The organism is Bacillus cereus group sp. BfR-BA-01355, assembly GCF_022663675.1.
GTDB lineage: Bacteria > Bacillota > Bacilli > Bacillales > Bacillaceae_G > Bacillus_A > Bacillus_A thuringiensis_S.
The window spans coordinates 1-26,304 of record NZ_JAKUFY010000028.1 but is presented as its reverse complement, the minus strand read 5'-3'; the positions used below and the strand labels follow the sequence as shown (position 1 = coordinate 26,304).

Here is a 26,304-nt window from a genome sequence, read left to right as displayed (position 1 = left end):
GGTACCTTCAGTTGTTAAATATTATGCCCTTTTTAAAGGCCCTGTTTTTAAACAGGGCCTTTAAAATTTATTCTCTACTTAAATAGTATTTTTGTTATAAATCTTTCTATAAACACTCTCATTTCCTCGATATCAAATTAAATCCCATGAAACAGGCGTCCCTTTTTCGATATCCTTATTCGCTTTTTTCCCAATAATTTTGGATATGTGTTTTGGTAATAAGCCATTCCCTGGTCTAATAGCTTTAACATTTTCATTTGTAAAGAATTCTCCCGCTTTTATGTTTTCTACTACATATAATGATCTTCTAAATTTTAAAGAATCTTTTTCTATATCAGTCGGTCCATAATATACATTCCCCAAAGATTCCCATGCTTTTTCAGTTTCGCTTACTAATAATTTAAATTCAGCTGGTTCCATTGAAAATTTAGCGTCAACTCCTCCATCCAACCTCGAGAGCGTTAAATGTTTCTCAATTACTGTGGCCCCAAAGGCAACACTCGCTACAGATACTCCTACACCCAGTGTATGATCAGATAAACCCACCTGACATTTAAATAACTCTTTCATATGAGGTATGGTAACTATATTTGTAGATTTTGGAGACGCAGGATACGTACTCGTACATTTTAATAGAATTAGTTCTTTACACCCTTCTTCTCTCGCAGCCCTTACTGTTTCATCTAGTTCGGCAATTGAAGCCATACCTGTCGAAATAATTATTGGTTTTCCTGTTGCGGCTACTTTACGTATGAGGGGGATATCAGTATTTTCAAAAGATGCAATTTTATAACATGAAACATTTAATGTCTCTAGAAAGTCTACAGCTGTTTCATCAAAAGGCGTACTAAATGGTATCATCCCTAACTCTATACAGCGATCAAAAATTGGTTTATGCCACTCCCATGGTGTATATGCTTCTTTGTATAAATGATAAAGTGATTTGCCTTTCCATAAACTTTTCGTATCGTGAATTGAAAAATCACCATTTTCTATATTTAAAGTCATTGTATCTGGTGTATATGTTTGAATTTTAAATCCTTGTGCCCCGGCCTCCGCAGCTGCCTCTACAATTTTCAACGCTCTATCTAATGATTGATTATGATTTCCTGACATTTCTGCAATAATAAATGGTGGCAAACTATTGCCAATCTCTCTACCTCCGATATATACATTACTCATTTTTTTCACCTTCAAGTTCTATTTTTATAGCTTCTTTTCTTTCCTCCCATTGTTCACGGGACAAGGTCATTGTAATGACATCTATATAATCATTGTCCCTATAAATATAATCTTCATATCTTCCATCTTCTTGGAAACCAAGTTTCTGATGAAAATTTAAACTAATACAGTTTGATTCTATTATTTCTGCATATACTTTGTGTATGTCTTTAATTTCAAAAATAAAATTTAATGCTAATAAACCTAATACAGTTCCGGCACGTCTTACACTTTGTTTTTCACCTATATAAAATCCCCAATAACAAGTTCGATTCATTTCATCTATTTTTGTAAAATTAACAAATCCAATTGGTTTTTCTTTATATATTAATATTCTTGCAACCTTTGTTTCATCCATTACGAGTTTTTCATACCACTTTAAATGTTCGTCTATTGTTATTTGATGATCTTCATACATAACTGAACGTATTTCTTTTGCATTCCGCCAATTTAAAATAAGTTCTAAATCTTTCTTTTCTAACCTTTCCAATTGAAAATCCTCAATTTCTAACATACTATCCTCCTAAAATATTTTTTGCTATTTCATTTGAATTACTGGCACACTGTATAGAAAGAGCTTTATTAGACATTTCTTTCACTATTTTAGAATTTGATAAAAGTTTGTTTAGACATTCCATAATTGCTTTATCCGAAACACTTTCAGCTGTACCAATATTCCATGTAGCTCCAACCTTTGCTACAGCTTTGGTTACTTCAATTTGATTTTGGGCAGTTGTAATTGTAATAGAAGGTAATCCAAGAAAGCAGCGTTCCCATGTGGTTGTTCCTCCAGCTCCTATCCCTAAATCCGCTCGTACGAGAAGCTCTTCCATATTTTCTATTTGACAATAATATGAAGCGTTAGAAACACTCTTACAATAAGTTTGAATCTCCTCTTTATGCGGATTTTGGCTTCCTACCACAACGTCTATTTTTAAGTTATCTTGATTTATATTTTGTAAGGCTCTTAATGTTTTTAATGTTTCATTTGTTACATCATGCCCACCAAAAAAAATAAAAATCCTCTCAATTTCTCCTGTTCTTTTTCGTGAAAATTTCTTAGCAGCATGAAACTCTGGCCGTAATATAGCATATTTAGGCCCCAATTTTACTAATGAGTGCTCTGGTATTAAATCTTTATAGCGATCATTAGGGTTATCGTATAAATTTTGGTCTAGTAACAAATCACAGTCGTGCATTCGATTTGCAAGATCATCGATTACCATGATTTTCCTTACAGTTTTTCTTAAAGCAGACTCCCACCTATTATCTAATCCATAATGATCAACGATTAACCAATCACACTTGGGAAGTTGCGACAAAATATCATTGGTCTGCTGTGCATCAACAAACCAATGATATTTGAGCCAATTTAAATAACTCCCGTGTTCTGAACTTAAGAAATTTGTATTTTCACCATCTCCATCTAATACAAACACACAAAATCCCTTATTTAAAATATATTGATGTAAATCACCTTCTAGCTTACGACAAATGAAATATACTTGAGCACCTTTATTCCGTAACTCGTGGGCCAGTGTTAAACAACGCATAATATGACCGGTACCTATTTCAATAGATGCGTCGGCGCGAAAGGCAATTTTTTTCTCAAGCAAGATACTCCCTCCTCACTAAAAGCACTACAATTTATTAATTTATAATATCGTTTCTCTATTTAACTCATCTACTAATGATTGTTGATTTGCCCATTTCAATTTTACATGACTATTAATTTCAATAAGTTCAGGGTTTCGAAGGATGTAATCTTTTATTTGATGAAAGAATAAAGGTTTAGATTTTACATTCAGACCTCTATAAAGTTCATTGAACATATCTAAATCTGGTTGTTCATCTAATGTTAACCTCCAAGTAGGATAACAAACTGCTGGAGGAAGTTTCACTACATTGATACGAAATAAATGTGGATTATTAATAAAATAAAACGGAAGGTATTCTGCATAAGTTAAAGGTTTTGGGATTTGTAGTAATCGTTCGATTGCCTCTAATGTAAAAATATCACCTGCTGTTCCAACAGGTAACGTACTTAACTCTGCCTGTGTATAGTCTGCACCACTTTTCAAATGTTCATCTAGTAAAAAAGTATTTATTTCAGGTGACACAGCTGGGCAATCCCCTGTAATCCGTATGACAATATTTGCATTTTCTTGTTTTGCAGCTTGGAACATGCGATCAGCGGTATTTTCTGGATCACCTCTAAAAATCTTAACTTTCCCGTCTAAATTAAATTTTTCCAAAGGGTCATCTTGTGCAATATCTGAAGTAGCAAGTATGACCTGGTGTTTTCCTGGAATAGCTAATGTATTTATAAGACATCGTTCAATGGAAGAAACTCCGTGTATTGGCAATATTGCCTTTAAAGGTAACCTAGTAGATTTTAAGCGGCAAAGTACAATTATTACTACCTTTGGAGGTTCAATAACCTCTTTTGTTATTGGGGTACCTGCAGACAAATTATATACAGCTACCTGAGGTAATAATTCCTCTGCTTCAAGCTCGGTCAGCGCATTTTCTACAACATTTAATTCCATTGTTACTTTATTAGCTGTAATAATCTCTCCTTTTTTAATGTCACCTTTTGTAACTGCTCTTAACAATTTTTGGTTTTGCAATTTTAATAACACCCCTTTCATTTAATTTTTAGCAACTCTATAAAACGAAAGAACTTTTCTCACAGCTTGTATTACATCCCACACATCAGCTTCTGTCATTTTAGGAAATAGAGGCAGCGTAATAATTTCCTCATATACATTTTCTGCTTGCGGACAAATACCTTTTCCATAACCTATTTTTTGATAAAACGGTTGCAAATGTACGGGTATATAGTGCACATTCACACCGATATTTTCTCTTTGTAATGCCTCGTAAACTTCTTTTCGATTACATTTTAATAATTTAGTATTTAAACGAATAATATAAAGGTGCCAGCTTGAATCGGTTTGAGGCAATTGCTTTGGTATGATGATTTCAGATAAACAACTAAATTCTTTATTATAAATGTCTACATATTTCTTTCGAATTTTAATAAAAGAGTCTAATTTATTTAACTGTGATAAGCCAAGAGCAGCTTGTATATCCGTTATTCTATAGTTGTAACCTAAGAATTGCATTTCATAATACCAAGGCCCATGATTTTCAAGAAGATTTCGAGGATTCTTTTCAATTCCGTGCGTACGGAATTGAAAAAGTTTTTCGTAAAACAGAGGATTATTTGTGGTAATTACCCCCCCCTCTCCGGTAGTAATATGTTTCACCGGATGAAAGCTAAACATTGTCATATCACCAATTGAACCAATCTTTTTATTTTTATATGTGGCTCCTAATGCGTGGGCTGCATCTTCAATGATAATCAAATTGTTTTCTTTTGCTATTTTTTGTATTTCTTCTAACTCTACAGGCTGCCCAGTAAAGTGTACGGGAATAATAGCCTTTGTTTTGTTTGTAATCTTTTCCTCTATAGATTTAGGACTAATGTTATATGTTCCATTGTCAATATCAGCGAATACCGGCTTTCCCCCTTGGTATAAAATACAATTTGCACTTGCTACAAATGTCATCGGAGTTGTAATTACTTCATCTCCCTCAGTTATGCCTGCTGCATAGCAGGCAGCATGCAATGCAGCTGTACCATTTGAAAAGGAAACAGCGTATTTTGCTCCCACATATTTCGCTATAGCCTCTTCAAACTGTTGAACCATTGGTCCTGTTGTTAAAAAATCCCCTTTTAATACATCTACAACAGCCTGAATATCATATTCATCAATTTGTTGCTGGCCATATGGTAAATAAGTTTCTCTAACAGGCTTTCCTCCATGCATACCGAGGATTCCCCTTACCATTACTCTTTCTCCTTAGGATTAATTTTTAAAGATTTAATCCACTCTTCTGTTTTAATAACTCCATCTTCTAAAGAAACTTTTGGTTCCCAGTTTAATATTGTTTTTGCTTTTTCATAGTTACATAATAATTTTTGAATTTCACTTTGCGGATGGATATGAGTTACATGTTGAATGCTTACTTTATTTCCCGAAATCAATTCTGCTAATTTATTAATGGATATATCTTGCCCTGTTCCAGCGTTGATAATATGACCATTTGCTTTTGCAGAGTATCCTGCTGCCACAACAAAATCTGCACAATCTTCAACGTATAAAAGGTCTCTCGTTTGTTTTCCATCCCCATATATATTCAGTGGTACATTATCTAATTTATTATTTATAAAAATGGCAACAACCCCACCTTCCCCACCTGTTTTCTGGAATGGACCATACGTATTAAATGGGCGAATAACCACTACTGGTAGCTTATAAGCATAATAGTAAGATAAAACCATGTTTTCAGCAGCAATTTTTGATCCCGCATATGGAGAGGCTGGTTTAATTGGGTCTAATTCTGATATCCCTTGTATATTAGTAGCTTTATCATATACCATACAAGTACTCATAAAGACCATTTTGACATCATAATTAAGACATTGTTCTAGCAAATTAAAAGTACCTATTGTATCATTTTCAAAAGTTGCTCTAGCATCATCTATACTATCTTGAACATTGATACTCGCTGCTAAATGATAACAAAGGTCAAATGAATTATTTTCAAATAATTGAGCAACTAATTTTTTATCTTTAATATCTCCTTGAATGCATTGTTTTAAATTTAGATCGTGTGCAAACTCGGTAATATTTGCAGTAGTTGAATTTGCTAAGTTGTCTAATATCCATACTTCATGCTTATCCTGCAATAATCTCTTTACAACCCACCTACCAATAAAACCTGCACCACCAGTTACTAATATTTTCATATTTTCTCCCCTCCTGTTAATAGCTGCTGGTTTAATATTAAATTTCTAAGCTCTTCTTTTGAAATAGCATTTTGATTATCAGAACGGTAAAAGCCTGCCTTCGCCCTTTTTGCATTTTCATATTGAGTACCCTTTTTTAATGGGCTAGGAATGATAAACATATCTGGTAATTCAAAAGCCTGTAAAGATTCATCATGTGTCATAAGTTCTTCATACATTTTTTCACCCGGTTTTAAACCAATTTCTTCAATTTTAATATTCTCCTTGGACAATCCATATAACTTTGTAACTTCTTCTATCATCACTTCACTTAAATCGTTTAATGAAATAACTGGCATTTTTAATATAAAAGTTTCACCACCCTTTGCTATTTTCATTGCTTCAATTGTTAACATAGTTGCTTGGTTCAGTGTCATCATAAATCTACTCATACTAAGATCCGTTACAGTTATTTTTTGGTTTTCTTTAATTTGATTTTCAAATAAAGGAATGACAGAGCCTCTTGATCCCATCACATTTCCGAAGCGAACACTTGTAAATGTCGTTTCACTTGAACCTTTTGAATATTCCGCTGACGTAATCAATCTTTCAGCAGTCAATTTTGTTGCACCGTAATTATTTGTTGGTGAAATCGCTTTATCAGAACTTGTAAAAACTACCTTTTTTACTTTCTGAGCAATTGCCGCTTTTATTACATTTTGTGTTCCAAAAATATTGGTCAAAACTGCTTCAAACGGATTATATTCACAAAACGAAACATGCTTCATCGCGGCCACATGAAATACATAATCAATATTTTCCATCGCACTAAATACTCGATCATAATTACGAATATCCCCAATTAAATAACGAATATTTCGATTTTTATCCCTAAATTCTTCTTGTAATACAAATTGATTGTATTCACTTCTACTAAAAACTCTTACCACTTTTGGCTTTTCCTGTAGAACATTAGAAAGAATGCTTTTTCCAATTGTTCCTGTTCCACCAATAATTAAAACATTTTTATCTTTAAAAAACATGAAAATATATACCTCCTCATATTAAAAAATAATTTTAGCAAAAAACCTCTCTTCAACTTGTTTGTAATTCCATAGGCAATCCATTTGTTGAGAGATAAACTAGTTTGCCGGATATAGAAACATACGTTTCTATTGCAAGTTTAAAATACATATTAATCATTGAAAACTGAGGATATAATCTTTTACTTCAAATATTTATAAATGGTGACGATTTTAATCTTTTTCAATTTGAATTAAATCTATTAATCTTTTTGTGCATGCTTCTTGCGGATAGTTTTCATTAATAAATTTTCTTCTTAATTCTTTTGCTAAATTTGATTGTAAAGGATTATTTAGAACCTTTTTAATCGTGCTAGTCATATCCTCCATAGAATGATTTACAAGCCAATCTAATGTATCGTAATATTTATAATCCCTTTCCTCTAATAAAGATTTATAAACAACTACAGGTATATCTAATAACATTGCCTCTAATCCCACTGTTGAATTTGAGATAACCACAAGATTTGCATGTAAAATAACATCATATATGTTTACTTCATTTGTTATATATTTAACATTAGGATATAAGTTACTTAACTTAATATATTCTCCCACTAAATTACGCCCTTTTTCCCAAGGATGTGGCTTTATAATAACCGTAATATTTTTGTCTTCCACTAACTTTTCTGTCAATTCAGTATAAAATGAAGTTTTAAATGGCTGGGTTGCAATAAAAACCACTTTTGTAGAGGGGTCTATTTTTAATTTATTAAAAAGATTCTTTTTATCCATATATACTCTATCAAAGATCTCATCATATCTGGGGTGCCCTAGTATTTCGATTTGAGATTCACTGACCCCTTTTTGAAGGTACCAATCTTCTTCATATTTCCCATATACGACCTGTTTTGTTGCGAAAACCGGAAAGTATGCTTCTTCCCCCATTACTGCACCATGCTGCAGACAATAACTCGGTATACCCTCACTACTAGAAAGAAAAGTAAGAGCTCTACTTGTTATATCTTCCGTAGTACCGACAATCACACCAGAAATATCTTGTTCTTTAAAAATAAAATGAGCCATATTAAGTTTCTCAATCATGATAGGAAGGTCGCTTAGTAATTTTTTTTGAAAAAAGAGGTTTGAAAATAGTGGGTGCTTATTAAACTTTAAAAAGATTTCTTTAGCTTTTTCTATAAAAACATGTGCGGTATTAGCAGATTTATTTATATAATCTGGTGCACAAACTGTAGGAAGACCGTAGAGTTCGGTCTTTTTTGATCTAGTTAATATCTTTGTTTGATTTGGATTAAAGTGAGTAAAGTTACTTACTGAAAAACGGAGATAATCTGAATTTAGGAGGATTGCTCCATTTTGGTTTTTTCTTTTTATTTTTGATTGAAATACAGACATTATTTTTTCAAACTCTAACTGTAACTGTGTTTCTGCTATTGGCTCAATTGACAATTGCTTGTAAAAATTATTATCTTTCATTTTATTTTTTATATCTTCATCTAAATATTGATAAAAATTACTCAGTAATGGTAAAGGAATATTATAATGCTTTAACCTTGAAAAAATATTTATATACTCTAAATTTAATAGCCAGTAATTTTTCAAATAAATGTCACTCAATTTTTCACCCTCTTTTTCTTCTTAAGTCTTCCCTTAATTCTTTGCATGTTCTTTGTGGTGGTAATAATTGCACAAATTCATTTTTTTCTTCTGCAAATAACTGCGCATGTATTGAATGGGGAGTAATATAATTGATATCTAAAATTTCATCTAAGGGATAAAAATCCCAATAGTGATTTAATCTCCAAAAGAAGCGTGCATCTCCTATCCGGTAAAACTGAGGATCTTCATCCCAATAAGAATTCCACCTTTTTTCAAGAATTGGTAAAACAGATGCTCTATGCATAATAGAACAATGATCAATTGTACATGGAGCATTATTCGTAATTTTTTTTGCAGGTCTCTCAACCGTTTTAATAGGCATCTCTGTTTCATCTATATGAATCGTTTTTGATGCAGAATAAATAATTTGAACATCTTTATTCTCATCAAGATAACTAGACATCTTTTTAAGACGTTCTTCTTCATATTGATTATCATCTGTAATATAAGTTATATATTCTCCTTTAGCATGCTTAAGTGCCTCATTAATTAAAGCGGCATATCTTACTTTTTTTGTCCTTTCAGAAATATGAGCTACATTACTTTTATAAAAATGTACATTTTCATTATTTATGAATGGTTGAATCACCTTCTGGGTCATTTCATCTGAATCATCATCCATTATAAAAAGCTCGAAATCTTGAAAGGTTTGGTTTAATACACTTAATATAGATTTTTCAACAAACGCAGGCTTATTGTAACTTGTCATTATAACTGAAATTTTAGGCAAATCTCTCTCTCCTCCTTATCAATAAATACAAAAACAGTTACGTTATTATATAAATAGAAAGGACAAACCGTTCCGATAATTTTAAAAAAGGTTTCTTTATCTATAAAAAATTAATAGCAGTATTTATATTCACCCATGTCTCTTTTTTCTCCACTATAGTCCATACCATATCTATGAAAAAGTCATAAATTATTTAAGTATAAAAAAGAAAGTGTCGATAAAGCTTTAATTATTAGATTTCACTAGAAAAACACATTCAATATTCTCAATAGAGGTGAAGACTTTGCAACCCCAAATATCAATTATCCTTACTAGTTATAATAAGCCATCATTAATTAATCAAGTTATTGAAAGTGTTCTAATGCAAACTTATAAAGAATGGGAACTTTTTATTATGGATGATAACTCCTGTCCAGAAACTATAAATGTCATAAAAAATTATCTAGAGGATCCTCGAATTACTTATACGAATAGTTTTATACAAGATGATGAACGATATAAAACTACAAGATATGCAACACTTATCAATGAGGCACTACCATTAACTTGTGGGGATTATATTTGCTATTTAACAGATGATACTATATACCTTCCAAACAGATTAGCTGAAATGTTGTCTTTCTTAGAAAAACATCCTGAAATTGATGTAGTCTACTCTTCCCAATACGTAAAATATGTTGATTATAACCTACAACCTACAAATGAATTTGTGAGAGAAGCTTCGGAAATTTTATATACAGCTGCTAATGTTGTAGATCATTGTTCAATTATGCATACTAGAAGAATATTATTAAAAGTCTATGAAAAGTACTGTGGATATTGGGATACAAATCCTTTATATTGGTTTGCTGGAGATGCAATGTTTTGGAAACGCCTAAATACATTTCAACCTTTTTATCCCATTAACAAAGTGCTCGATATTACTTTTAAAACACCATTCTCTTTCCAAAACCTATATGCTAACCTCCCTTCAAAAGATTTAAATGGTATTTTATTTAGTAATTCACAAGGTAAAGTATTTTTAATTGATAACTTTAAACGCAGGCTTATTTCGAAAGATATGCTTTCTTACTTCAAATATAATCAAAATGAAATTGTCTTAATTCCCGATCCATTTATCTACAAATATACAGAAGGGCCCCCCATAACCCTTACAGAGTCAATTCCAAATCTACGGGTTGTGCAAAGTGAAAAAGGAGAGTTATTTTATATAGAAAATAATCAAAAACGTCCATTTATTGACACCATTGCATTTCGCAAATTTAAATTTTCAGTTCAAGAAATTATTAAAGTTTCACAACGTAGTTTAAATCAATTTTCAGATGGACCACCTATTTATCCAAATTTATCTCGTCACGCGGTTTTACCAGAAGGAAAAGTATTTATCTACCATCACAATTATTTCATCATGACAGATTATATGCTTCATCCCATAGATAAAGATATATTGCAAAAACTATATTTATTAAAGAACTGTATACCGATTTCAAAGACCAATTTATCCTACTTTAAGATGGGCCCTCCTATTTCAACATACCCCTCTTACCTAGCTGAAAAATACTTAGAATAGTACCAAGAAAGAGTATTATCAATAAAACAATAGAAGAAGGTTCTGAACTAAGTACTATGCTTGCCTATAGTATTGAATTAAACGAACTGTTAGAAAATGAACTAAATAAAAGTCCATATTGTTCTACTAGCATCTCCTAATAGGGTGATAGAATTTATTTAGATGATCAAAGATTCTTCTTAACTTGTAAAATAAATTATCATAAAAAGAGGACGCAAATAAAAATGCGTCCTCTTTTTATATCAAATCAAACTAATCCATTAAAATCCTTTTCATGAATCCGAATAAGTAATGTTTTTAAGAAAAACAAGATCTAACATCTTAGCTGTTACACTAAATAGATTTACATAATTCACAACTATGACAAGTATTACATATCGCTTAAGTTTCGTTACCTTTTTCTGTATATAATGATAAAAAAATTGTGAACTTTTATCGCATTATGCAAGACATTTAATATCAAATATATTACTTTTACTATGAATTAAATGTGTTTATAGGACTTTTCTAGATAAACAAGGTGCTAAATTAATTCTTAAGAAGTCATTACTATTTCATTTATCTAAAAATTGAAAAAATATGTGTAGATAGATATCATCTTAAATACATATATAATTAACTTTAATTTTCTGACAAGATTTCACATAATTCTTAAACTAATTTTTTACGTGCATTATGAAAAAAATTGCACCGTGTCAGTCTTTAAAAGATTATATATCATAACTTTAAGAGAGGAAGAAAAACTATGAAGATGAAAAGAAAAATCATTATGACAACAGCACTTGCCGCTACGTTAGCTACAGGTGCACTACCTACTACCTCGGTGTTTGCTGCAGAAAAAGAGGCTCCTATTCAACACAAAGAGGCACAATCGAGTATTCAACCTTTGGCACAAAATAATTTGGAAACAGCCGTTCAAGCTGCCTTAAATGGTCCAGAAGTCAAAAAAATTAAAGTATTTGAACATGAATTTAATGTAAAAGAAATAGAAGTAGTAAACCTAGGTGCAGGAAAAAAATATGTTAAGGGGCAAATTTCTCATCATTTAAGTTTTCGTCCAGATGATCAATTTTATTATGAGTTTACAGTACAAGATGGAAAGGTACTAGATAAACCTGTATTTAATATTGATAGAGGTGGTTGGACACCATTTGCCGCTCCACTTTTATCAATTCTTGCTGCGTATAATGGAATTCCAGTTAATCCAAATGATTTAAATACACTTGGTCAGCAAATTGGTAAAGTTATAGATGGAAGCTGGGAACATGCAGCCCAATCAATTGCAACTGTAGTTAGTCTAAGTTTTAATGAGTAGAATTTTTCAATTTTTATTAGCAGTGTAGAGATCCGCTTTTTGTAATCAGCCTTGTTATAAGAGATTCTAAAACAGCTATTAATAAATTTTTACCACTCAATCACATTATCTTGATTTGTTTACCACCTTATTATTCATTATATGTCACAAAATAGAAGTCTTTTTTAGGACTTCTGTTTTGTTTGTATTCAATGCAATAAACAGTTGTTTTTTTGGGAGGCTATACTTCGATTTTTCAATAATCCATTTGGCTATTAGAGACAATTTATAATAACAAATTATTAAAGTCTCAAATAACTTACTCCCCCTATTGTTAATTATTTTCAAATACAAAAATTTATTATCTTAAGAATGAAAAACAATAAATATAGTAAAAAATCATCTAACAATTGTTTAAAGGTCAGGAGAGAAAAAATGAACAAAATAAAAATGAGAAATTTCTTTAAAATTAGTATCCTTACTTGTATTACACTAGCAAGTTTAAGTACACCATCTACTATTTTAGCTAATAGTCATCCAGGTTACTCCTATGAATCCAATATAGGGTATCAAAATCCATCGTGGATGGCGAAAATAGAAGATTCAACAAAAATAAGTGAAATATCTATTCCAGGGACTCACGGTACAATGGCTTTACATGGAGCAAGTTTTATTGATGAAAATTTGACAAGAAATCAAACTATGAGTTTATCCCAACAATTAAATTCCGGAATTCGATATGTAGATATGCGTGTTAAACGTGTAAAAGATTCTTTTGCAATGTATCATGGTGTTGTAAATCAAAAAGCTGTGTTTGAAGATGTATTGAAAGAGACCATTCAATTTTTAAAAGCTCATCCAACAGAAACAATATTAATGCGCTTAAAAGAAGAAACTACTCCTGAAAATGGATCTCTATCATTTGAGGAGATATTTTTAAAATACAAAAACGTTAATGCTTCATATTTTTGGGATCCTAATTCCGTACAAACTTCAGATAGAAATAATCCTACTTTAGGAGATACCCGCGGGAAAATTGTAATCTTACAAAACTTTACATCCACTCAATTGTACGGGATTGATTACGAAGGTTTGAATATACAAGATAAATTTGAAATTGGAAGCGGACCAAACGAAATATACACAAAATGGATTGCGATAAAAAACCATCTACAAAATACAAATACTAACTTTAATAATGGAAAAATTTACCTCAATCATTTTAGTGGTACGGGGGGCGCAGCCGCATTTTTAAATAATGTATATCCTTGGTTTGTTGCAAGCGGAAAAGAAGGCAGAAATACTGACAGTAGTCCTAAATTGATTCAAACGAATTCCACTAATGCGTGGAGTGATTTCCCTCGCGATAGAAACGGACAAGTATACTATGGGGGGATGAATATACTTGGGACCGAACTCTTACAACAAGGCGCAATTAAACATTCTGGTATCATCGCAGCTGATTTTCCTGGTCCAGGTTTAATTGATAGTATCATTAAATTAAATGGTATACATTCAAATGAAAAAGAAATATTAATTTCGCAAATAGCATCTGAATCTAGTCCTTTATCAGGGCAACAAAATCGATCCAGCCAAAACTTTAAAATTGATAGTTTACCTGTAGGTACAAAAGAATTAAAATGGGTTATTGAGCCTTCAGAAAAAGATTATCCTTCTACTATTTCTTTCAATGTAATGATTGATGTTTCCCTGGGAATAGATTCCACTCGTTGGAAAAATATTTCACATGAATCTACGACTGAAGCTTACACAAATACTAAATATTATATTGCAAGTCCAATTGGTGCCACTAGCAAATTCACAGTGAAAATTTACGCTATTACAAATTAGAAAAAAAGAATCCCAATGGAATTCCATTGGGATTCTTTTTTTAATTTCATTTCGTAAACATTAGGATAGCGATTAAATTTTATCCCGCGTTAACGGGCGCCCGTAAAAGCCCGATTGGTGAGGGCTGATAATCAGTGGGGGATGAACAAAACCTCCACTGATTACAGTTTCACTTTATTAACATATCATTTAATCCATTAGATAATTATATTTGGAACAGCCCTTAATTTTTAAAGAGCAATCCAAAATTGTAAACTATCTTTTTCAGCTTATCATTTATTCAAAACTGGCTTCCAAAGCGATAAAGCAAAAATCCAATTTGAGTCGCCATTTCCTTGATGATTTTGAACCGCTTCGTACACTTTCCCCTCATGTACTACTCTATCACCTTTAGTATATGCTTTTCTTGCATCCCATTTTTCATATGCGGAATTCTCTGACTTTGTTGTTACATTCAAAACATCACTTCTACTAGATTCATTTCCAGCTAAATCAACCGCCGTCACTACATAATTATACGATGTATTAGCCTTCAAATCTTTATCCATAAAGGATGTATTAGCCGCTGTTCCAATTTTATTCATAACCCCAGCGCTTTCTCTATATACAATATAATGGTCAACACCTACATTATCTTCTGACGGACTCCACATTAAATCAACAGTTGTCGATGTTGTACCCATACTATGTAATCCTTTTGGTTGAGTTGGAGCCTCCATATCGGGGATTGTATGTGTTGTCTTAACCTTCAGTTTTTCACTTTCTTTTGATATGTTTCCAGCAGAGTCTAATGCCTTTATTGTATAAGTATATTCCGTATCTGCTTTTAATTTTTTATCAATAAAAGTTGTACCTGGTACCGTATCAATTACTTCTCCATTACGTAACACTTGATATTCTTTTACACCTATATTATCAGTGGAAGCCTTCCATGTTATTTCAACACTATTGGCAGAAACTTTAGAGGCATTTAATTCAGTTGGTTGACTTGGAGCTACTGTATCAGGAGTTTCATTATTTACTAAATTTACATCAACTACATTATAAAAAGCATTTGACGTATCTGCTACATCCCATACAGCTAAAATAACATGATAACCATTACGATCAGTTGGTACATTAATTGTATGTGTTAAATTATTTGATGCAGCCGAACCGTCATGTTTCACAGTTCCAATTGGTTCTAATTCAGCACGTGTTAATGGTTTGTTAGGATCCCATCCCTTTTTTGTAATGTAATAATGCCATTTACTTGTAGAATGTGCTGCTGTATATTTCCATGTAAATGTATTTACTCCACCTTTAATTGTGTTTTTGAACCAACGATTTGATGTTTGTTGGTCAAGAATACCTCCAAACAACCCTCCTGCCGAAGCGATTTTCCCATCAATCGGTCCACTATCTGGAAATCCTTTAGGTGCTTCTAGACTTTGAGGTTCGTACATTACATTTCCACAATTTAAATTTAATACCCCATAATTCTGACTACATAAAGCAGCACGACTACTCGGCTTTTCAACAAACCCATGTGCATACGCACTTTGAGGAGCCATTGTGATTGCCGTCATGCCTGCAGCCAAAACACAAGCACCAATCCCCTTTTTACTTGTTCTTAATCTTTCCAATTTAGATGTTAATTTCAATTTCATTTTTGTCCCCCCAATATATTGCTTTCGCTAATATAATAGCAATATAAGGATAAACGAACAAATCATCAATTAATATATTAATATCTCTCATAAATTGGTACATTTATTATTATTTTTAATCTCCTATAAAAATAAAGTAAATACAATTACGCAATTTTGTAACATTATGTATTAAAAGAAGAATAAAAACTCCGTTTAATTTCACAAAAAATTCAAATATTAAAACAAAAAAATTCCTCATATAGGAAAAATAAATTTTTTATATTACAAAAAGCAAAAAAGTCTGGAAGAAACCGATTATATCCGTTTCTTCCAGACTTTTTTGCTTTTATACCACTCACAAATCCTTTAACCTTAAACATATACACTTGAGGTTAAAACACATATAATACCCCTACTAATTCAAACTAACGCTTAATTACTCATAAAATAGCTTAAGGTATCTAGCTTAACTGTATTTTCTTTATTAATAGCTATTTTCTATCCTGTATTTCCTTACTTTAAACAGATTATCAAGAGATTGTTAACGTTTAAGAAAAGAGAAAAGATTTAAAATCCCATTTTTAATTATCACATTTTAACAATTTATTATGTTATTTTTAGCTAATAAGGCACAGAAACAAAGGATGAACTTCAGTGTGCTTGAGAACGATTTTAGGGTGAAACGTTTAAAGGGTATTTTAGTACTGAGTTTTTATTAAATGTTCCTGTACCTAATATTTAAATTAACGTATGTCAAAATATTTTACAATACGAGTATTAAACGTTACATATTTTTATATAAAATGATACATTTCATCAACACACCTCTTCTGATCTTTATGATAAATATAGAAAATTCAGCTCTTTAGGATTTAATTTTAGAATTCTCATAAAAGTATATAATAGATTAGACACATAATTGTCACAAATTAATAGTTTATCTACTTTATGATTACCTATGAAAACTTTATTACCACTTCAATATTTACTGCTAAACTAAAGCACTCTATACCTACAATTTCTTAAAACCCTTTTAAATAATCTTTCAAAAGAGTCGATAGTTTTATATTTTTTATTTTTTTATTGTACATTTGTACATTTGATGTTAGGATTATGCCTATTAAAATTGAATCCTAACGATTCTTCTTTATAATCTCCATGTTTTAATTGTTAAATAAAAATATAGATTCTGATATATATTTAAAATCAGAACGAAAATGTCGTTATTTTACAATGATGTCGTGGAATACCTTTAGAATGGAAAGATATATGCAACAACGTGTTAAGGGGTTACAGGGGGAACAAAAATGAGAGACTTTTTTGATGATAAGTATAAAAATATTGAATTGAAAAGGAGGTTAATAAATTTAATAAGTGAAATTAGCGAATTCAAAGGAAAATTAGCTGCTTATCAGGAACAAAACAAGGACATATTTAATAGCTTAGAAAAAACTATACCACTACATTACATAAAAAATTTCACAACTATTTACGAGGATATAAAAGTTCCTAATAAAAGATTAAAAGAACTTATTTTAGATGATATCGTACCTCAAAATATTTCGGAAGATGCTATTTTTTGCTATTATCAAACACTTTCTTTTGTACATAAAAACTCCTGTACTTTATTAATCAATCCAGCAACTATACAGGAATTACATTTTCAACTAATACATTACATTACCTCTGACAGTGCCAAATGGCGTGAAAAACCTTTTATTATTCCAGGAATTCCAGAACATGGAATGCACTTGAATAGTTACCGCATTCTTCCACATGAACTTATTCCACAGTTTATGGAGCAATTATGTGATCAATACAACTCATTAAATACTAGTAAGGGGCTTCATTCACTTTTATTAATAGCTCGTTTTATATTAAATTTTTATTGCATAGTCCCTTTCAATCAAGGTAATAACAGGTTGGCATTTATGTTAATGCAATTGCTGTTAATTAAGAGTGGACATACATTTGTAAAATATGTATGTTTGGATAAATATATTAAGAAACATGAATCTGATTATTACAATTCGATTTATAAATCTTCGGTGAATTGGTACTGCGAGGAACATAATAATAGCTTTTGGTTAAAAACGTTTTTAACCATTATATTAGAGGCTTACAAAGATCTTCATAACACAGTTCTAGATTCTATATGTAAACATACTAAAGTTGAGAGAATTCAGGATTTTATACTTAAACAAAAACAACCCTTTACTAAAGAAAGTATTCGTAACACTTATCCAGACATTGCAGAGAGTACAATCAGTAAGGCTTTAAATTCCTTGCAACTGTTTGGCCATATTAAGCTAGTTACAAAAGGAAGAAATGCAAAGTGGATTAAAATTTGACCATACTTTCAAGACACCTGAGGTTCAAAAATTCAATAATAACTTTATCATTGAATTTCATTTTAATTTTAAGCTATTATTACTTTTTTAGTTATTTCTAATTCCAACAAAACAGTTTATAGGAAAAGGTCCGCTTCCCTCCGCCTTTTCCTATAATAAAATTAAATATAAACATAGAATAATTGTCGAAAAAAGTCGCATTTTAATATTTTTTCTTTATTTTCTGGTTGTAAACGTTTCACTTTCATGTTACCATCTTAATCAAACAATAGATGGTAACATGAAAGTATTTCTTTCCCTTAGAAACATATAAACGTACGGTAATATCAAGAAAATAAGGCCAAAGAAATATTTGATACCTACCAAAATAATTAATAGGAATTTTGTTGCGCTATTTTTTCTGATAATTAAGAAAATGCATTTTGTCCCTAAACAAAATTTGTTAGTGCGCAAAATTCAAATACACTAGAACACCCAAATAAATGAAAAATGAATTCTTCCTACAAAATTTAGCTGATTAACATAAAGACATCTAAATTACTACCTTTATCGCCATCTATTGTTGACAACATATTTACCAACTAAAAAAGAACCTAATGTATTAAAGACATATAGAGCCCGTTAGGACTTTATAATGAAAGCCTGTATCTTCGATTACTAAGTAATTTTCGATACAGGCTCCTTTTTATTTATTCGCCAACTTTCCAAGTAAAATGGCAGTGTCTTTTTTTAGTTTTTTGTTTTCTTCATCCAATTCAACTATTCTTCTTTTTAGGGACTCAATTAATTTGTCCTTTGAGTTTTCGCTGAACGTCTGTTTTTTCGTGATAACCTTTAACTTCTGATTTTGTTTCTTTATTGCGTCATCGATTGGCTTTATAAGCTCTTCTCGATAAGAATATAAGAATGTTTTACTGACGCCTGCCTTACGGCATATTTCGGCTTTTGAGATGGGATTGTTTATAGGGTCATCAAGGATTGCTAACTCATTTAAAACAACTAAAACAGCCTGTTTCTTCAATTCACTTTCCTTCTTCTTTGTTTCAACCATTTTTGAAGTATTTGGGTTCATATTAGCCATCAATGAACGCCTCCTGTGTAAAAGTGTTTCGCTGCGTCGAATGTATCACCTTTTTCAATGATTTCTAATGCAGTTTGATAGAACTGGACTACCTTATCAAATTCCTCAATCTTTTCAGTGAGTCCAATTTGTTTAGCTTGATTTAGATGTGTTGTAAAAGCGTCTATGGTATCAATAACGGCGCTCTTATGCCTTGGGAGTATCTTTTTCTTGATACACGTTTTACAAGCCACTTGATGGGGACAGGAAGGCATTTTATATGGATGCTCACAACACCCGTCACCTTGGTCGAAAATTGCGATAATCTTATTTTTGACCCATTTATTATCACCAAAGATTTCTTCTTGTTCAGGTAGATTATTCTTAATTACTGTGGCATCAGATTTAAGAAGTTTATCTTTAAATTCCTTCTTCAATCTCTGTTGGTAAATTTTAATATATTTTTCAGTCATAGTTATCGAAGCGTGCCCTAGGAAATTTTTTACAGCGTAAATATCTACTCCTGCATCTATCATTTCAGTAGCTACCGTATGCCTAAACTGGTGTGGTGTTATTTGATAAATATCTCCAGATTCTGCTCCGAAGTTTGATAATGGAATTTGATTACATATTTTAGGCAATATGTTCTGATATACGTAGTTATAACTGATAACTTCTGTCACAGGTTTATTTTTCGTGTCATAAGCAATTATTTCTCTGAATAAATATTTTTTGTTATCGGAAGTAGTCGGCAACTCTTTTACGCGCTCTTTTTGGCGTAAAATCGCACGCTCCACCATATTTCTTCCTTCAGTGTCTTTTAAATGCGCTAACGGTACAACCAAGTCTTTTTTGATTTTTGCAATACGATGGTCAAGAAAGAGCTGAGGGTCGCCATCTAAATCATATTTCAAACAATCAATATCGCTTCCATCTGCAATTAGGTGAGCCATGTCCTCAAATCGTCTTCCTGTATATCTTAAAATGATGATTAAATCCCAACAGGTTGGAGATACAATAGGCGTGTCCATACCGTCTTCCAGCAGTGGGATAATCGTATTCTCGAAATAAATATCTAGCTGTATCTTGATATACGGAGGAATAGGTTTAGGTAGGGTTTCGCTTTGTTTTGGCGTATCATAGGTAATCAATAAAGCATCTGTTTTTGGTCCATCGGACCATTTATTTGCATACATATATTGAAACATATTACGAGTATCCCTTATTGCTCTTACTGCTTCATGCTCAGATAGTGAATGTATGTCAGGCAACAACTTTTCGATATGTTTCTGTCTATCTAACTCTTTGAAAGATTTTATATTTGGGAATTTCTCATGTAATATTCTAAAAAATGGTCTCATCTTTTTTAGATGTTCACAGAATGTAGCTGGTTCCCAATTCCCTAGCATATTTACAAAATATCTTTTTACGGTTTTCCGCAAGTGAATATTTTCTACCCCGGTAAATTTAACAATATAACCTGCTGGGTTGCGATGTTTTGGATAATCCTTAAATAATCGTCTCATATCCCACACATCTTCTTTCAGATAATCTTCCCGCTCTTTTGGATTCTTGATGTATTCAACTACATGATGAGCAGGGTAGTCTTCTTCGTAGTATCTTACCTGAACACCCATGCTTTCTAATAGCTCAGTAAACCGTTCATCTCTTGTGGCTTTATACCAAGTAACAGGGGTTTTATATCCTGCTAAAGTAGATAATTCATCATACTTTTTATCCCGATTTCCAGGCTTCTGTAATACTTCGAAGAAATTTTTCTGCGCCTTCGTCATCCAAGAAGTGTCAATGACTTCAACAGGAAAAGGAGAGACGGCTGCCTTTGCTCCTAAACTCTTCGAGTTATTTACTTTTGATGAATATGCCGCTTCACTTTTTGCCATTTTCTCTCTCCTTACGTTTCTCTTCTCTATACTCACTCATTCGTTGGTATTCTTTTTTATGGTCTTCTGCATTTAAATGAGCGTATATTTGCATAGTGGTTGCAACATCTTTGTGACCAACCCTTTCGGAAATAAATTTCCAGTTTATCGGTTCACCTTTGCTAATGTATTCTCTAGCTAATTCAGTAACGTGCGTATGTCTGAGTTTATGAGTGTTTAACTTAATCCCCGTTTTCTTGTTGTAAAAGTTAAGGGTAGAAGTAAGCGTTGATTTCTTCATCGGCTTTCCATTATCCATAGGGGTATTACTATTAACCACAACGAACAGGAAATCAGTAACGGGTTCACTATTCACCCAATCGCTACTAATATATCTATCTATCAAAACCATAAGGTCAGGAGGGAGATGAACAAACCTGTCCCTGCCATACCCTGCCTTTGCCCTTGAGCCATTTTCGTTGTCTAGCCTGAAACGAATATGTATGCCTTGCCCGCCATAATCAATGTCCTCAAGCTTTACTCCTAGAAGCTCACCAGACCTTATCCCTCCTTCTTTAAGAGATAAGAGAATGATTTTATCTCGTAAGAGATTGACTGCCTCCAGATATGTCTTAAAATCCTTTTGGTCAATGGTCTTAGGAATAACATGGGGAACTTTTGATTTTAGAGTGTTCTTTTGAACAGTCCTGCTTCTTCGAGTATGGGATAACATATCTTTATCTCTCATCGCATTTGTAACCATGACATTGCGATACACAACAGGATTGTCTTTAATCCTTCCACTAGCTTTGAGCCACAGAAATAAAGAACTTACTCTATCTACGATAGCATTGATAGTAGAAACTTTAAGGTCATCTTCTACATATTCATAATCTAACATTTCTACATTTTCATAAAATCTATACGGGTTCTTGAGCCATAATTTGAAGTTAGTTAGAACATCAGGTTTACCATCTAGGTCCAAAATATCCAACCCTTTTATCTTCAAATACACAATGAAATACCATAAGTTGTAGCAGTATGTTTTTATCGTATTAGGAGATACTTCTCGTTCAGCTCTAGCTTGTATCATATTGAGATATTCTTTTGTCAAGGGTATAAAGTTCAAGTTTTCATCCATAAGATAGTACATTGTCCCATTATCTGTTTGTGCTTCTCTAATGGATACAACCTCATGCCATTTATCCTTTATTGTTTTTTCCTTACGGGATATTGTCATTTAGCTACCAACTCCTTTAAATACACTTAAAGTCAAGGTCCTCGAACTACCGTTCTGCGGATACGCCTCCCGCTGTGGGCTACGTCCCTTTTAATAGAATGAATATTCTGTATTTTATACTCTGAATGTATCATAACTTATCTATCATTACCATATATTATTAATTCTTAATCTAAGATAAAAAAAGATAGCAGGAATATTCAATCCTTACTATCTTTACTCTTAATATTTATATGTCTTTAATATCAAGGGTTCTTTTTATTATAATCATTCAAATTTCAATTCTATCTTAATACTTAAATTTCCACACAAATTACATCTGCTTTTTGCTCTCAATTATTGAATTAATAATATAGCACATCAAATTTATTAATTCTTATCTCCAATTAGTTTAAATTAGTGAATAAAATTCAATCATATAAAAATAATAAATACAACTAATCGTTATATATTAAAGAGGTGTCAATTTTGTCCTTAAATGAAGAGACCTTAGAAACTAAGACAGATAAAACCATTGAAAAGATTCAAACAAGTAACTTAAAACAACTTAAAAATACACTAGATAATATCTTTGATATTAGTGCAGATTTAATTGAACATCCTTTGCAATTAAAAACAAACACGAATATTTTACTATATTATTTTGAAGGCCTTACAGATGGTGTTGCATTAAAAACCAATGTTGTTACACCATTATTACAAGAAGTAAATGAAGACAGTCAAATATTTAATTCTAATATTATTGCTACTCATACCAAAATAGTATATACATGGAATGAAATTAAAGAAGGGTTACTTGAGGGGCAATGTGTACTGTTTATGGAGGGAGAAAAGCGGTCACTTCTAATAAACACAAAAGGCTGGGCAGAAAGGGCGATTCAAGAGCCAATTTCAGAAGTTACTATTAAAGGATCCCATGATGGATTTATTGAAAATGCCACAAAAAATATAGGTCTTATTCGTCGATATATTCCTTCTACAGAGTTAAAGATCAAAAAGCTGACGATTGGAGAACGAGCCACTTCTATAGTCTATTTAATTTACTTAGGTGATGTAGCAAACGCAGATGTAGTCCAAGAAATAGAAACTAGAATCTGTAAAATCAAAACAGATGCGGTATTAAGTATTGGAGAGCTATCTAATTATACAAAAGATCAAAATTGGACTCCTTTTCCACAGGCTTATTTAAGCGAACGCCCAGACGCCATTTCAAATCATATACTTGATGGGAAAGTAGCAGTGTTAATGGATAGATCACCTGGTGCAATGGTTGTTCCTATGAATTTGATTGGATTTTTTCAAACCCCAGATGACTATAATATTCATTGGCTCATCGCATCATTTTTTCGCTTATTACGATTTGCAGGATTTATTATAGCTATTTTTTTACCCGCATTTTATATTGCTATAGTCTCTTTTCACTTTGAAATTATTCCTATAGACTTATACACTTCTATTGCAACATCAAGAGTCAAAGTCCCTTTCTCCCCCTTATTGGAAGCTTTTATAATGGAAATTACACTAGAAATGCTACGTGAAGCTGGCATTCGCTTACCACAACCAATTGGACAAACTATTGGAATCGTTGGAGGGATTGTAATTGGACAGGCGGCTGTTCAAGCTGGTCTTGTTAGTAACGTTATGGTTATTATCGTATCTATTACAGCCATTGCTTCATTTATTGTTTCTAATTATGATTTATCAAGTTCTATACGCCTTATCCGTTTTCCAATGATGTTATTGGCTTACTTTTATGGGATTGTAGGTATTGTTAGTGGATTAATGCTTTTATTTGCTCATTTTGTTTCACTAACTTCCTATGGTTCACCATATGGAATGCCAATCGCACCATTTCGTCTCCAAGAGTTAAAAGATTCTTTTGTAAGATTTCCTATTTCGATGATTACCACCCGCTCGAGTACAGGACAGCCGAAACAAAGAAAGAAAAAAGAAGGTGGTTAACATGGGAAATCTTAAGTTCCAAAAAGTAACTTTATTCGAATTTATTATTTTCATTCATTCGCTTCAACTTGCATCTGGTATGTTAATTATGCCAAGCCCCCTTGCTACTAATGCTGGCACAGATGGCTGGATTTCGATCATTCTCGGATGGATAGTTACTTCTATAATCGGGGTATTTATTATATTAATGTTACAAAAAAATCCTAACAAAAATTTCTCACAAATCTTAAAAACATACTTTGGTAAATGGATAGGGACAATTCTTTTTCTTGCATATGCCTTTTATCTATTTTTTGCTGGATTTAATACTTTATTAAAGGCAACCGATATTGTAAAAGTGTGGATATTCCCTTCCACTCCTGCTTATCAAATCACCATATTATTACTATTACCTTTTATTATTTTAACCCTGAGTGGGTTAAGGGCTCTTACTAGTTATTCTATGCTTGTTTTCTTCTTCACTACTTGGATGCCACTATTTCTTCTTTTTTCACTAAAGACTAACTACAATCCTTTACACCTACTACCTATATTTAAAGAAGGATTATACCCTATTGTAAAGGCAACAAAAGAAACCATTACTCCTTATGCTGGCCTAGAAATTGCATATTATATATATCCATTCTTACAAAAAAAGCAAAAAGCCATAAAAGGACTACTAATAGCGAATACTGGAACCATGTTTTTCTATCTATATGTTACTATTCTTTCTTATATATACTTTAGTCCAGAGGGGATAAAAGACGTAATCTGGCCAGTATTTCATCTGTTAAAAGGGGTTCGTTTTTCTTTCATGGAACGATTAGAAATTATATATATCGCTTACTATTTAATTGTATTTTCCACTACGATATATCCGTATTTATTTTTCAGTTTTGAATCTGTGGCCATTTCACTTCAAAAAAACGCCCGCAATTGGGCGCTGCTTGCTTTTATGTTATTTATAGTTGGCCTATTTATTTTCCTAAATCCCGATGTGGATCAATATTTGTTTATATATTCTCTTATGGATATCTTAAATGTCGTTTTCTTTATTCTATTACCAATCTTATTTTTCGCTTACAGTATTCTTTTTACTTGGATTACTAGGAGGAAACAACTTTGATTCGAAAATGGATATGGATTGTAATTTGTTGTGTATATATAATTGGTTGTAGTCAGAGAATTCCTCTTGAGAAGGTTTCATTAATCCTGTTAATTGGCTTGGATAGAACCCCTAATGGAGACATAAAAGTTGGAACAAGCATACCACTCTTTCATCATAAACAGCAAAAAAGTACTATAGAACATTGGACACAAGCATCAACTGTATATACTGGATTCAGTAAGATAGATACGAAGTTAACGGGCTTTATGACAGCTTCCAAAGCTGAAATCATTTTAATTGGAAAAAAATTAGCGCAAGAAGCAAATTGGTTGCAGGAGCTTGATTCTTCTTACCGTGACCCTTACGCTACCATTAATGCTAAAGTAGTACTTGTAGATGGACCTGCAGAACAAATTTTTACAATTCATAAGCCTAGTAAACCATCACTTTCATCTTATATAAATGGTGTAATCGAATCGTCAATTCAAAATAACCAATCCGTCTCTTCTACAATTCAACAATTAATGAGAGAACAAAATGAAGAAGGAATGACGCAAACTGTTCCAATTATCAAAAAAACAAAGAATGAAATCGATACAGTAGGAATTGCATTTTTAAATCGAAAAGGGAAATATTTAACTCATATCCCTAAAAAAGATGTTAAATTTTTCAATCTTATAAATAAGCAAAAAAGTAGCGGGCGAATGATACTACACCTTGCGCTTCCTCCTAAAAAGTCCAACAAAAAAACAAACACTTCCATATTCGTACAGAACGCGACAAGGAAGGTAGTTGTTAATTTTCAAAACGGAAAGTTTGTATTTAATCTCGATATTTACGCTAATGTAGCTTTAATAGAAAAAACCAATCCGAATTCAATTAAAGGGCACTATGATAATAAAAAAAATATAAATAATTTAAAAAATG

Annotated in this window: 20 protein-coding genes; 7 read left to right on the top strand and 13 right to left on the bottom strand. The window is 31.9% G+C overall.

From position 1 onward, the window contains the following. Positions 1-132: 132 nt before the first annotated feature. From pseI to MR167_RS11950, 9 genes are all read right to left on the bottom strand, one after another. Positions 133-1,182, bottom strand: coding sequence for a pseudaminic acid synthase (gene pseI, locus MR167_RS11990; protein ID WP_000073381.1), 1,050 nt, complete (start codon positions 1,180-1,182; stop codon positions 133-135). Then, positions 1,175-1,735 (bottom strand): UDP-4-amino-4,6-dideoxy-N-acetyl-beta-L-altrosamine N-acetyltransferase, encoded by a 561-nt coding sequence (pseH, locus tag MR167_RS11985; protein WP_242314726.1) that lies wholly within the window; start codon positions 1,733-1,735, stop codon positions 1,175-1,177. The genes pseI and pseH overlap by 8 nt, the downstream gene beginning before the upstream one ends. 1 nt (position 1,736) lies before the next feature. Beyond that, a complete protein-coding gene (gene pseG / locus MR167_RS11980) occupies positions 1,737-2,837 on the bottom strand; it encodes a UDP-2,4-diacetamido-2,4,6-trideoxy-beta-L-altropyranose hydrolase (RefSeq protein ID WP_000890380.1) in 1,101 nt (366 codons plus the stop codon). A 39-nt stretch (positions 2,838-2,876) separates the two neighbouring features. Further along, positions 2,877-3,872, bottom strand: coding sequence for a cytidylyltransferase domain-containing protein (locus MR167_RS11975; RefSeq protein ID WP_242314724.1), 996 nt, complete (start codon positions 3,870-3,872; stop codon positions 2,877-2,879). Beyond that, positions 3,873-5,078: a UDP-4-amino-4,6-dideoxy-N-acetyl-beta-L-altrosamine transaminase gene (pseC, locus tag MR167_RS11970; protein ID WP_242314722.1), complete on the bottom strand. Its 1,206-nt coding sequence runs from the start codon at positions 5,076-5,078 to the stop codon at positions 3,873-3,875. Next, positions 5,078-6,040, bottom strand: coding sequence for a dTDP-glucose 4,6-dehydratase (locus MR167_RS11965; protein WP_000699376.1), 963 nt, complete (start codon positions 6,038-6,040; stop codon positions 5,078-5,080). The genes pseC and MR167_RS11965 overlap by 1 nt, the downstream gene beginning before the upstream one ends. Beyond that, the gene (locus MR167_RS11960; RefSeq protein WP_242314721.1) at positions 6,037-7,062 is read right to left on the bottom strand and encodes an SDR family NAD(P)-dependent oxidoreductase; all 1,026 of its coding nucleotides are present in this window, start codon (positions 7,060-7,062) and stop codon (positions 6,037-6,039) included. The genes MR167_RS11965 and MR167_RS11960 overlap by 4 nt, the downstream gene beginning before the upstream one ends. Positions 7,063-7,275: 213 nt before the next feature. Further along, complete coding sequence (locus MR167_RS11955; RefSeq protein WP_242314719.1) at positions 7,276-8,679, bottom strand: CDP-glycerol glycerophosphotransferase family protein; 1,404 nt, start codon at positions 8,677-8,679, stop codon at positions 7,276-7,278. A gap of 4 nt (positions 8,680-8,683) precedes the next feature. Further along, complete coding sequence (locus tag MR167_RS11950) at positions 8,684-9,451, bottom strand: glycosyltransferase family 2 protein (protein ID WP_001124407.1); 768 nt, start codon at positions 9,449-9,451, stop codon at positions 8,684-8,686. A 283-nt stretch (positions 9,452-9,734) separates the two neighbouring features. Here MR167_RS11950 and MR167_RS11945 point away from each other — a divergent pair, with 283 nt between their 5' ends. The 3 genes from MR167_RS11945 (at position 9,735) to MR167_RS11935 (ending at position 14,166) form a co-directional block, all read left to right on the top strand. After that, a complete protein-coding gene (locus MR167_RS11945; protein WP_001183018.1) occupies positions 9,735-11,021 on the top strand; it encodes a glycosyltransferase family 2 protein in 1,287 nt (428 codons plus the stop codon). Between the two features lie 745 nt (positions 11,022-11,766). Continuing rightward, positions 11,767-12,336 (top strand): hypothetical protein, encoded by a 570-nt coding sequence (locus MR167_RS11940; RefSeq protein ID WP_000782791.1) that lies wholly within the window; start codon positions 11,767-11,769, stop codon positions 12,334-12,336. A 414-nt stretch (positions 12,337-12,750) separates the two neighbouring features. Further along, positions 12,751-14,166: a phosphatidylinositol-specific phospholipase C gene (locus tag MR167_RS11935; protein ID WP_242314717.1), complete on the top strand. Its 1,416-nt coding sequence runs from the start codon at positions 12,751-12,753 to the stop codon at positions 14,164-14,166. Positions 14,167-14,438: 272 nt separating this feature from the next. On the opposite strand, the gene MR167_RS11930 is transcribed toward MR167_RS11935, so the two are convergent. Next, positions 14,439-15,815, bottom strand: coding sequence for a lytic polysaccharide monooxygenase (locus MR167_RS11930; protein ID WP_000769024.1), 1,377 nt, complete (start codon positions 15,813-15,815; stop codon positions 14,439-14,441). 1,289 nt (positions 15,816-17,104) lie between these two features. Between MR167_RS11930 and MR167_RS11925 the strand changes: the two genes are divergently transcribed. After that, the gene (locus tag MR167_RS11925) at positions 17,105-18,148 is read left to right on the top strand and encodes a Fic family protein (RefSeq protein WP_001204206.1); all 1,044 of its coding nucleotides are present in this window, start codon (positions 17,105-17,107) and stop codon (positions 18,146-18,148) included. Positions 18,149-18,833: 685 nt separating this feature from the next. Here MR167_RS11925 and MR167_RS11920 read toward each other — a convergent pair. The 3 genes from MR167_RS11920 to MR167_RS11910 are packed head-to-tail and all read right to left on the bottom strand — an operon-like array spanning position 18,834 to position 22,328. Further along, the gene (locus MR167_RS11920) at positions 18,834-19,229 is read right to left on the bottom strand and encodes a DUF6262 family protein (RefSeq protein ID WP_097938931.1); all 396 of its coding nucleotides are present in this window, start codon (positions 19,227-19,229) and stop codon (positions 18,834-18,836) included. Further along, on the bottom strand, positions 19,229-21,109 hold the full coding sequence (locus MR167_RS11915; RefSeq protein ID WP_033698662.1) for a tyrosine-type recombinase/integrase: 1,881 nt from the start codon (positions 21,107-21,109) through the stop codon (positions 19,229-19,231). Before MR167_RS11915 ends, MR167_RS11920 begins: the two co-directional genes overlap by 1 nt. Beyond that, the gene (locus MR167_RS11910) at positions 21,096-22,328 is read right to left on the bottom strand and encodes a tyrosine-type recombinase/integrase (protein ID WP_033698661.1); all 1,233 of its coding nucleotides are present in this window, start codon (positions 22,326-22,328) and stop codon (positions 21,096-21,098) included. The genes MR167_RS11915 and MR167_RS11910 overlap by 14 nt, the downstream gene beginning before the upstream one ends. Positions 22,329-22,796: 468 nt before the next feature. On the opposite strand from MR167_RS11910, the gene MR167_RS11905 reads away from it, so the two are divergent. The 3 genes from MR167_RS11905 to MR167_RS11895 form a co-directional block, all read left to right on the top strand. Then, entirely contained in the window at positions 22,797-24,290 is a 1,494-nt protein-coding gene (locus MR167_RS11905; protein WP_000055704.1) for a spore germination protein, read from the top strand. 1 nt (position 24,291) lies between these two features. Next, positions 24,292-25,395 (top strand): GerAB/ArcD/ProY family transporter, encoded by a 1,104-nt coding sequence (locus MR167_RS11900; RefSeq protein WP_000527367.1) that lies wholly within the window; start codon positions 24,292-24,294, stop codon positions 25,393-25,395. Beyond that, positions 25,392-26,304: Ger(x)C family spore germination protein (locus MR167_RS11895; RefSeq protein WP_242314715.1), on the top strand; the 913-nt coding region annotated here is incomplete at its 3' end. The genes MR167_RS11900 and MR167_RS11895, both read left to right, overlap by 4 nt.

Bases quoted from the DNA above. Each gene is read 5' to 3' on its own strand.
- pseI (WP_000073381.1), bottom strand. From the start codon at position 1,182: ATGAGTAATGTATATATCGGAGGTAGAGAGATTGGCAATAGTTTGCCA.
- pseH (WP_242314726.1), bottom strand. From the start codon at position 1,735: ATGTTAGAAATTGAGGATTTTCAATTGGAAAGGTTAGAAAAGAAAGAT.
- MR167_RS11975 (WP_242314724.1), bottom strand. From the start codon at position 3,872: ATGAAAGGGGTGTTATTAAAATTGCAAAACCAAAAATTGTTAAGAGCA.
- pseC (WP_242314722.1), bottom strand. From the start codon at position 5,078: ATGGTAAGGGGAATCCTCGGTATGCATGGAGGAAAGCCTGTTAGAGAA.
- MR167_RS11965 (WP_000699376.1), bottom strand. From the start codon at position 6,040: ATGAAAATATTAGTAACTGGTGGTGCAGGTTTTATTGGTAGGTGGGTT.
- MR167_RS11960 (WP_242314721.1), bottom strand. From the start codon at position 7,062: ATGTTTTTTAAAGATAAAAATGTTTTAATTATTGGTGGAACAGGAACA.
- MR167_RS11940 (WP_000782791.1), top strand. From the start codon at position 11,767: ATGAAGATGAAAAGAAAAATCATTATGACAACAGCACTTGCCGCTACG.
- MR167_RS11935 (WP_242314717.1), top strand. From the start codon at position 12,751: ATGAACAAAATAAAAATGAGAAATTTCTTTAAAATTAGTATCCTTACT.
- MR167_RS11930 (WP_000769024.1), bottom strand. From the start codon at position 15,815: ATGAAATTGAAATTAACATCTAAATTGGAAAGATTAAGAACAAGTAAA.
- MR167_RS11925 (WP_001204206.1), top strand. From the start codon at position 17,105: ATGAGAGACTTTTTTGATGATAAGTATAAAAATATTGAATTGAAAAGG.
- MR167_RS11920 (WP_097938931.1), bottom strand. From the start codon at position 19,229: ATGGCTAATATGAACCCAAATACTTCAAAAATGGTTGAAACAAAGAAG.
- MR167_RS11915 (WP_033698662.1), bottom strand. From the start codon at position 21,109: ATGGCAAAAAGTGAAGCGGCATATTCATCAAAAGTAAATAACTCGAAG.
- MR167_RS11910 (WP_033698661.1), bottom strand. From the start codon at position 22,328: ATGACAATATCCCGTAAGGAAAAAACAATAAAGGATAAATGGCATGAG.
- MR167_RS11900 (WP_000527367.1), top strand. From the start codon at position 24,292: ATGGGAAATCTTAAGTTCCAAAAAGTAACTTTATTCGAATTTATTATT.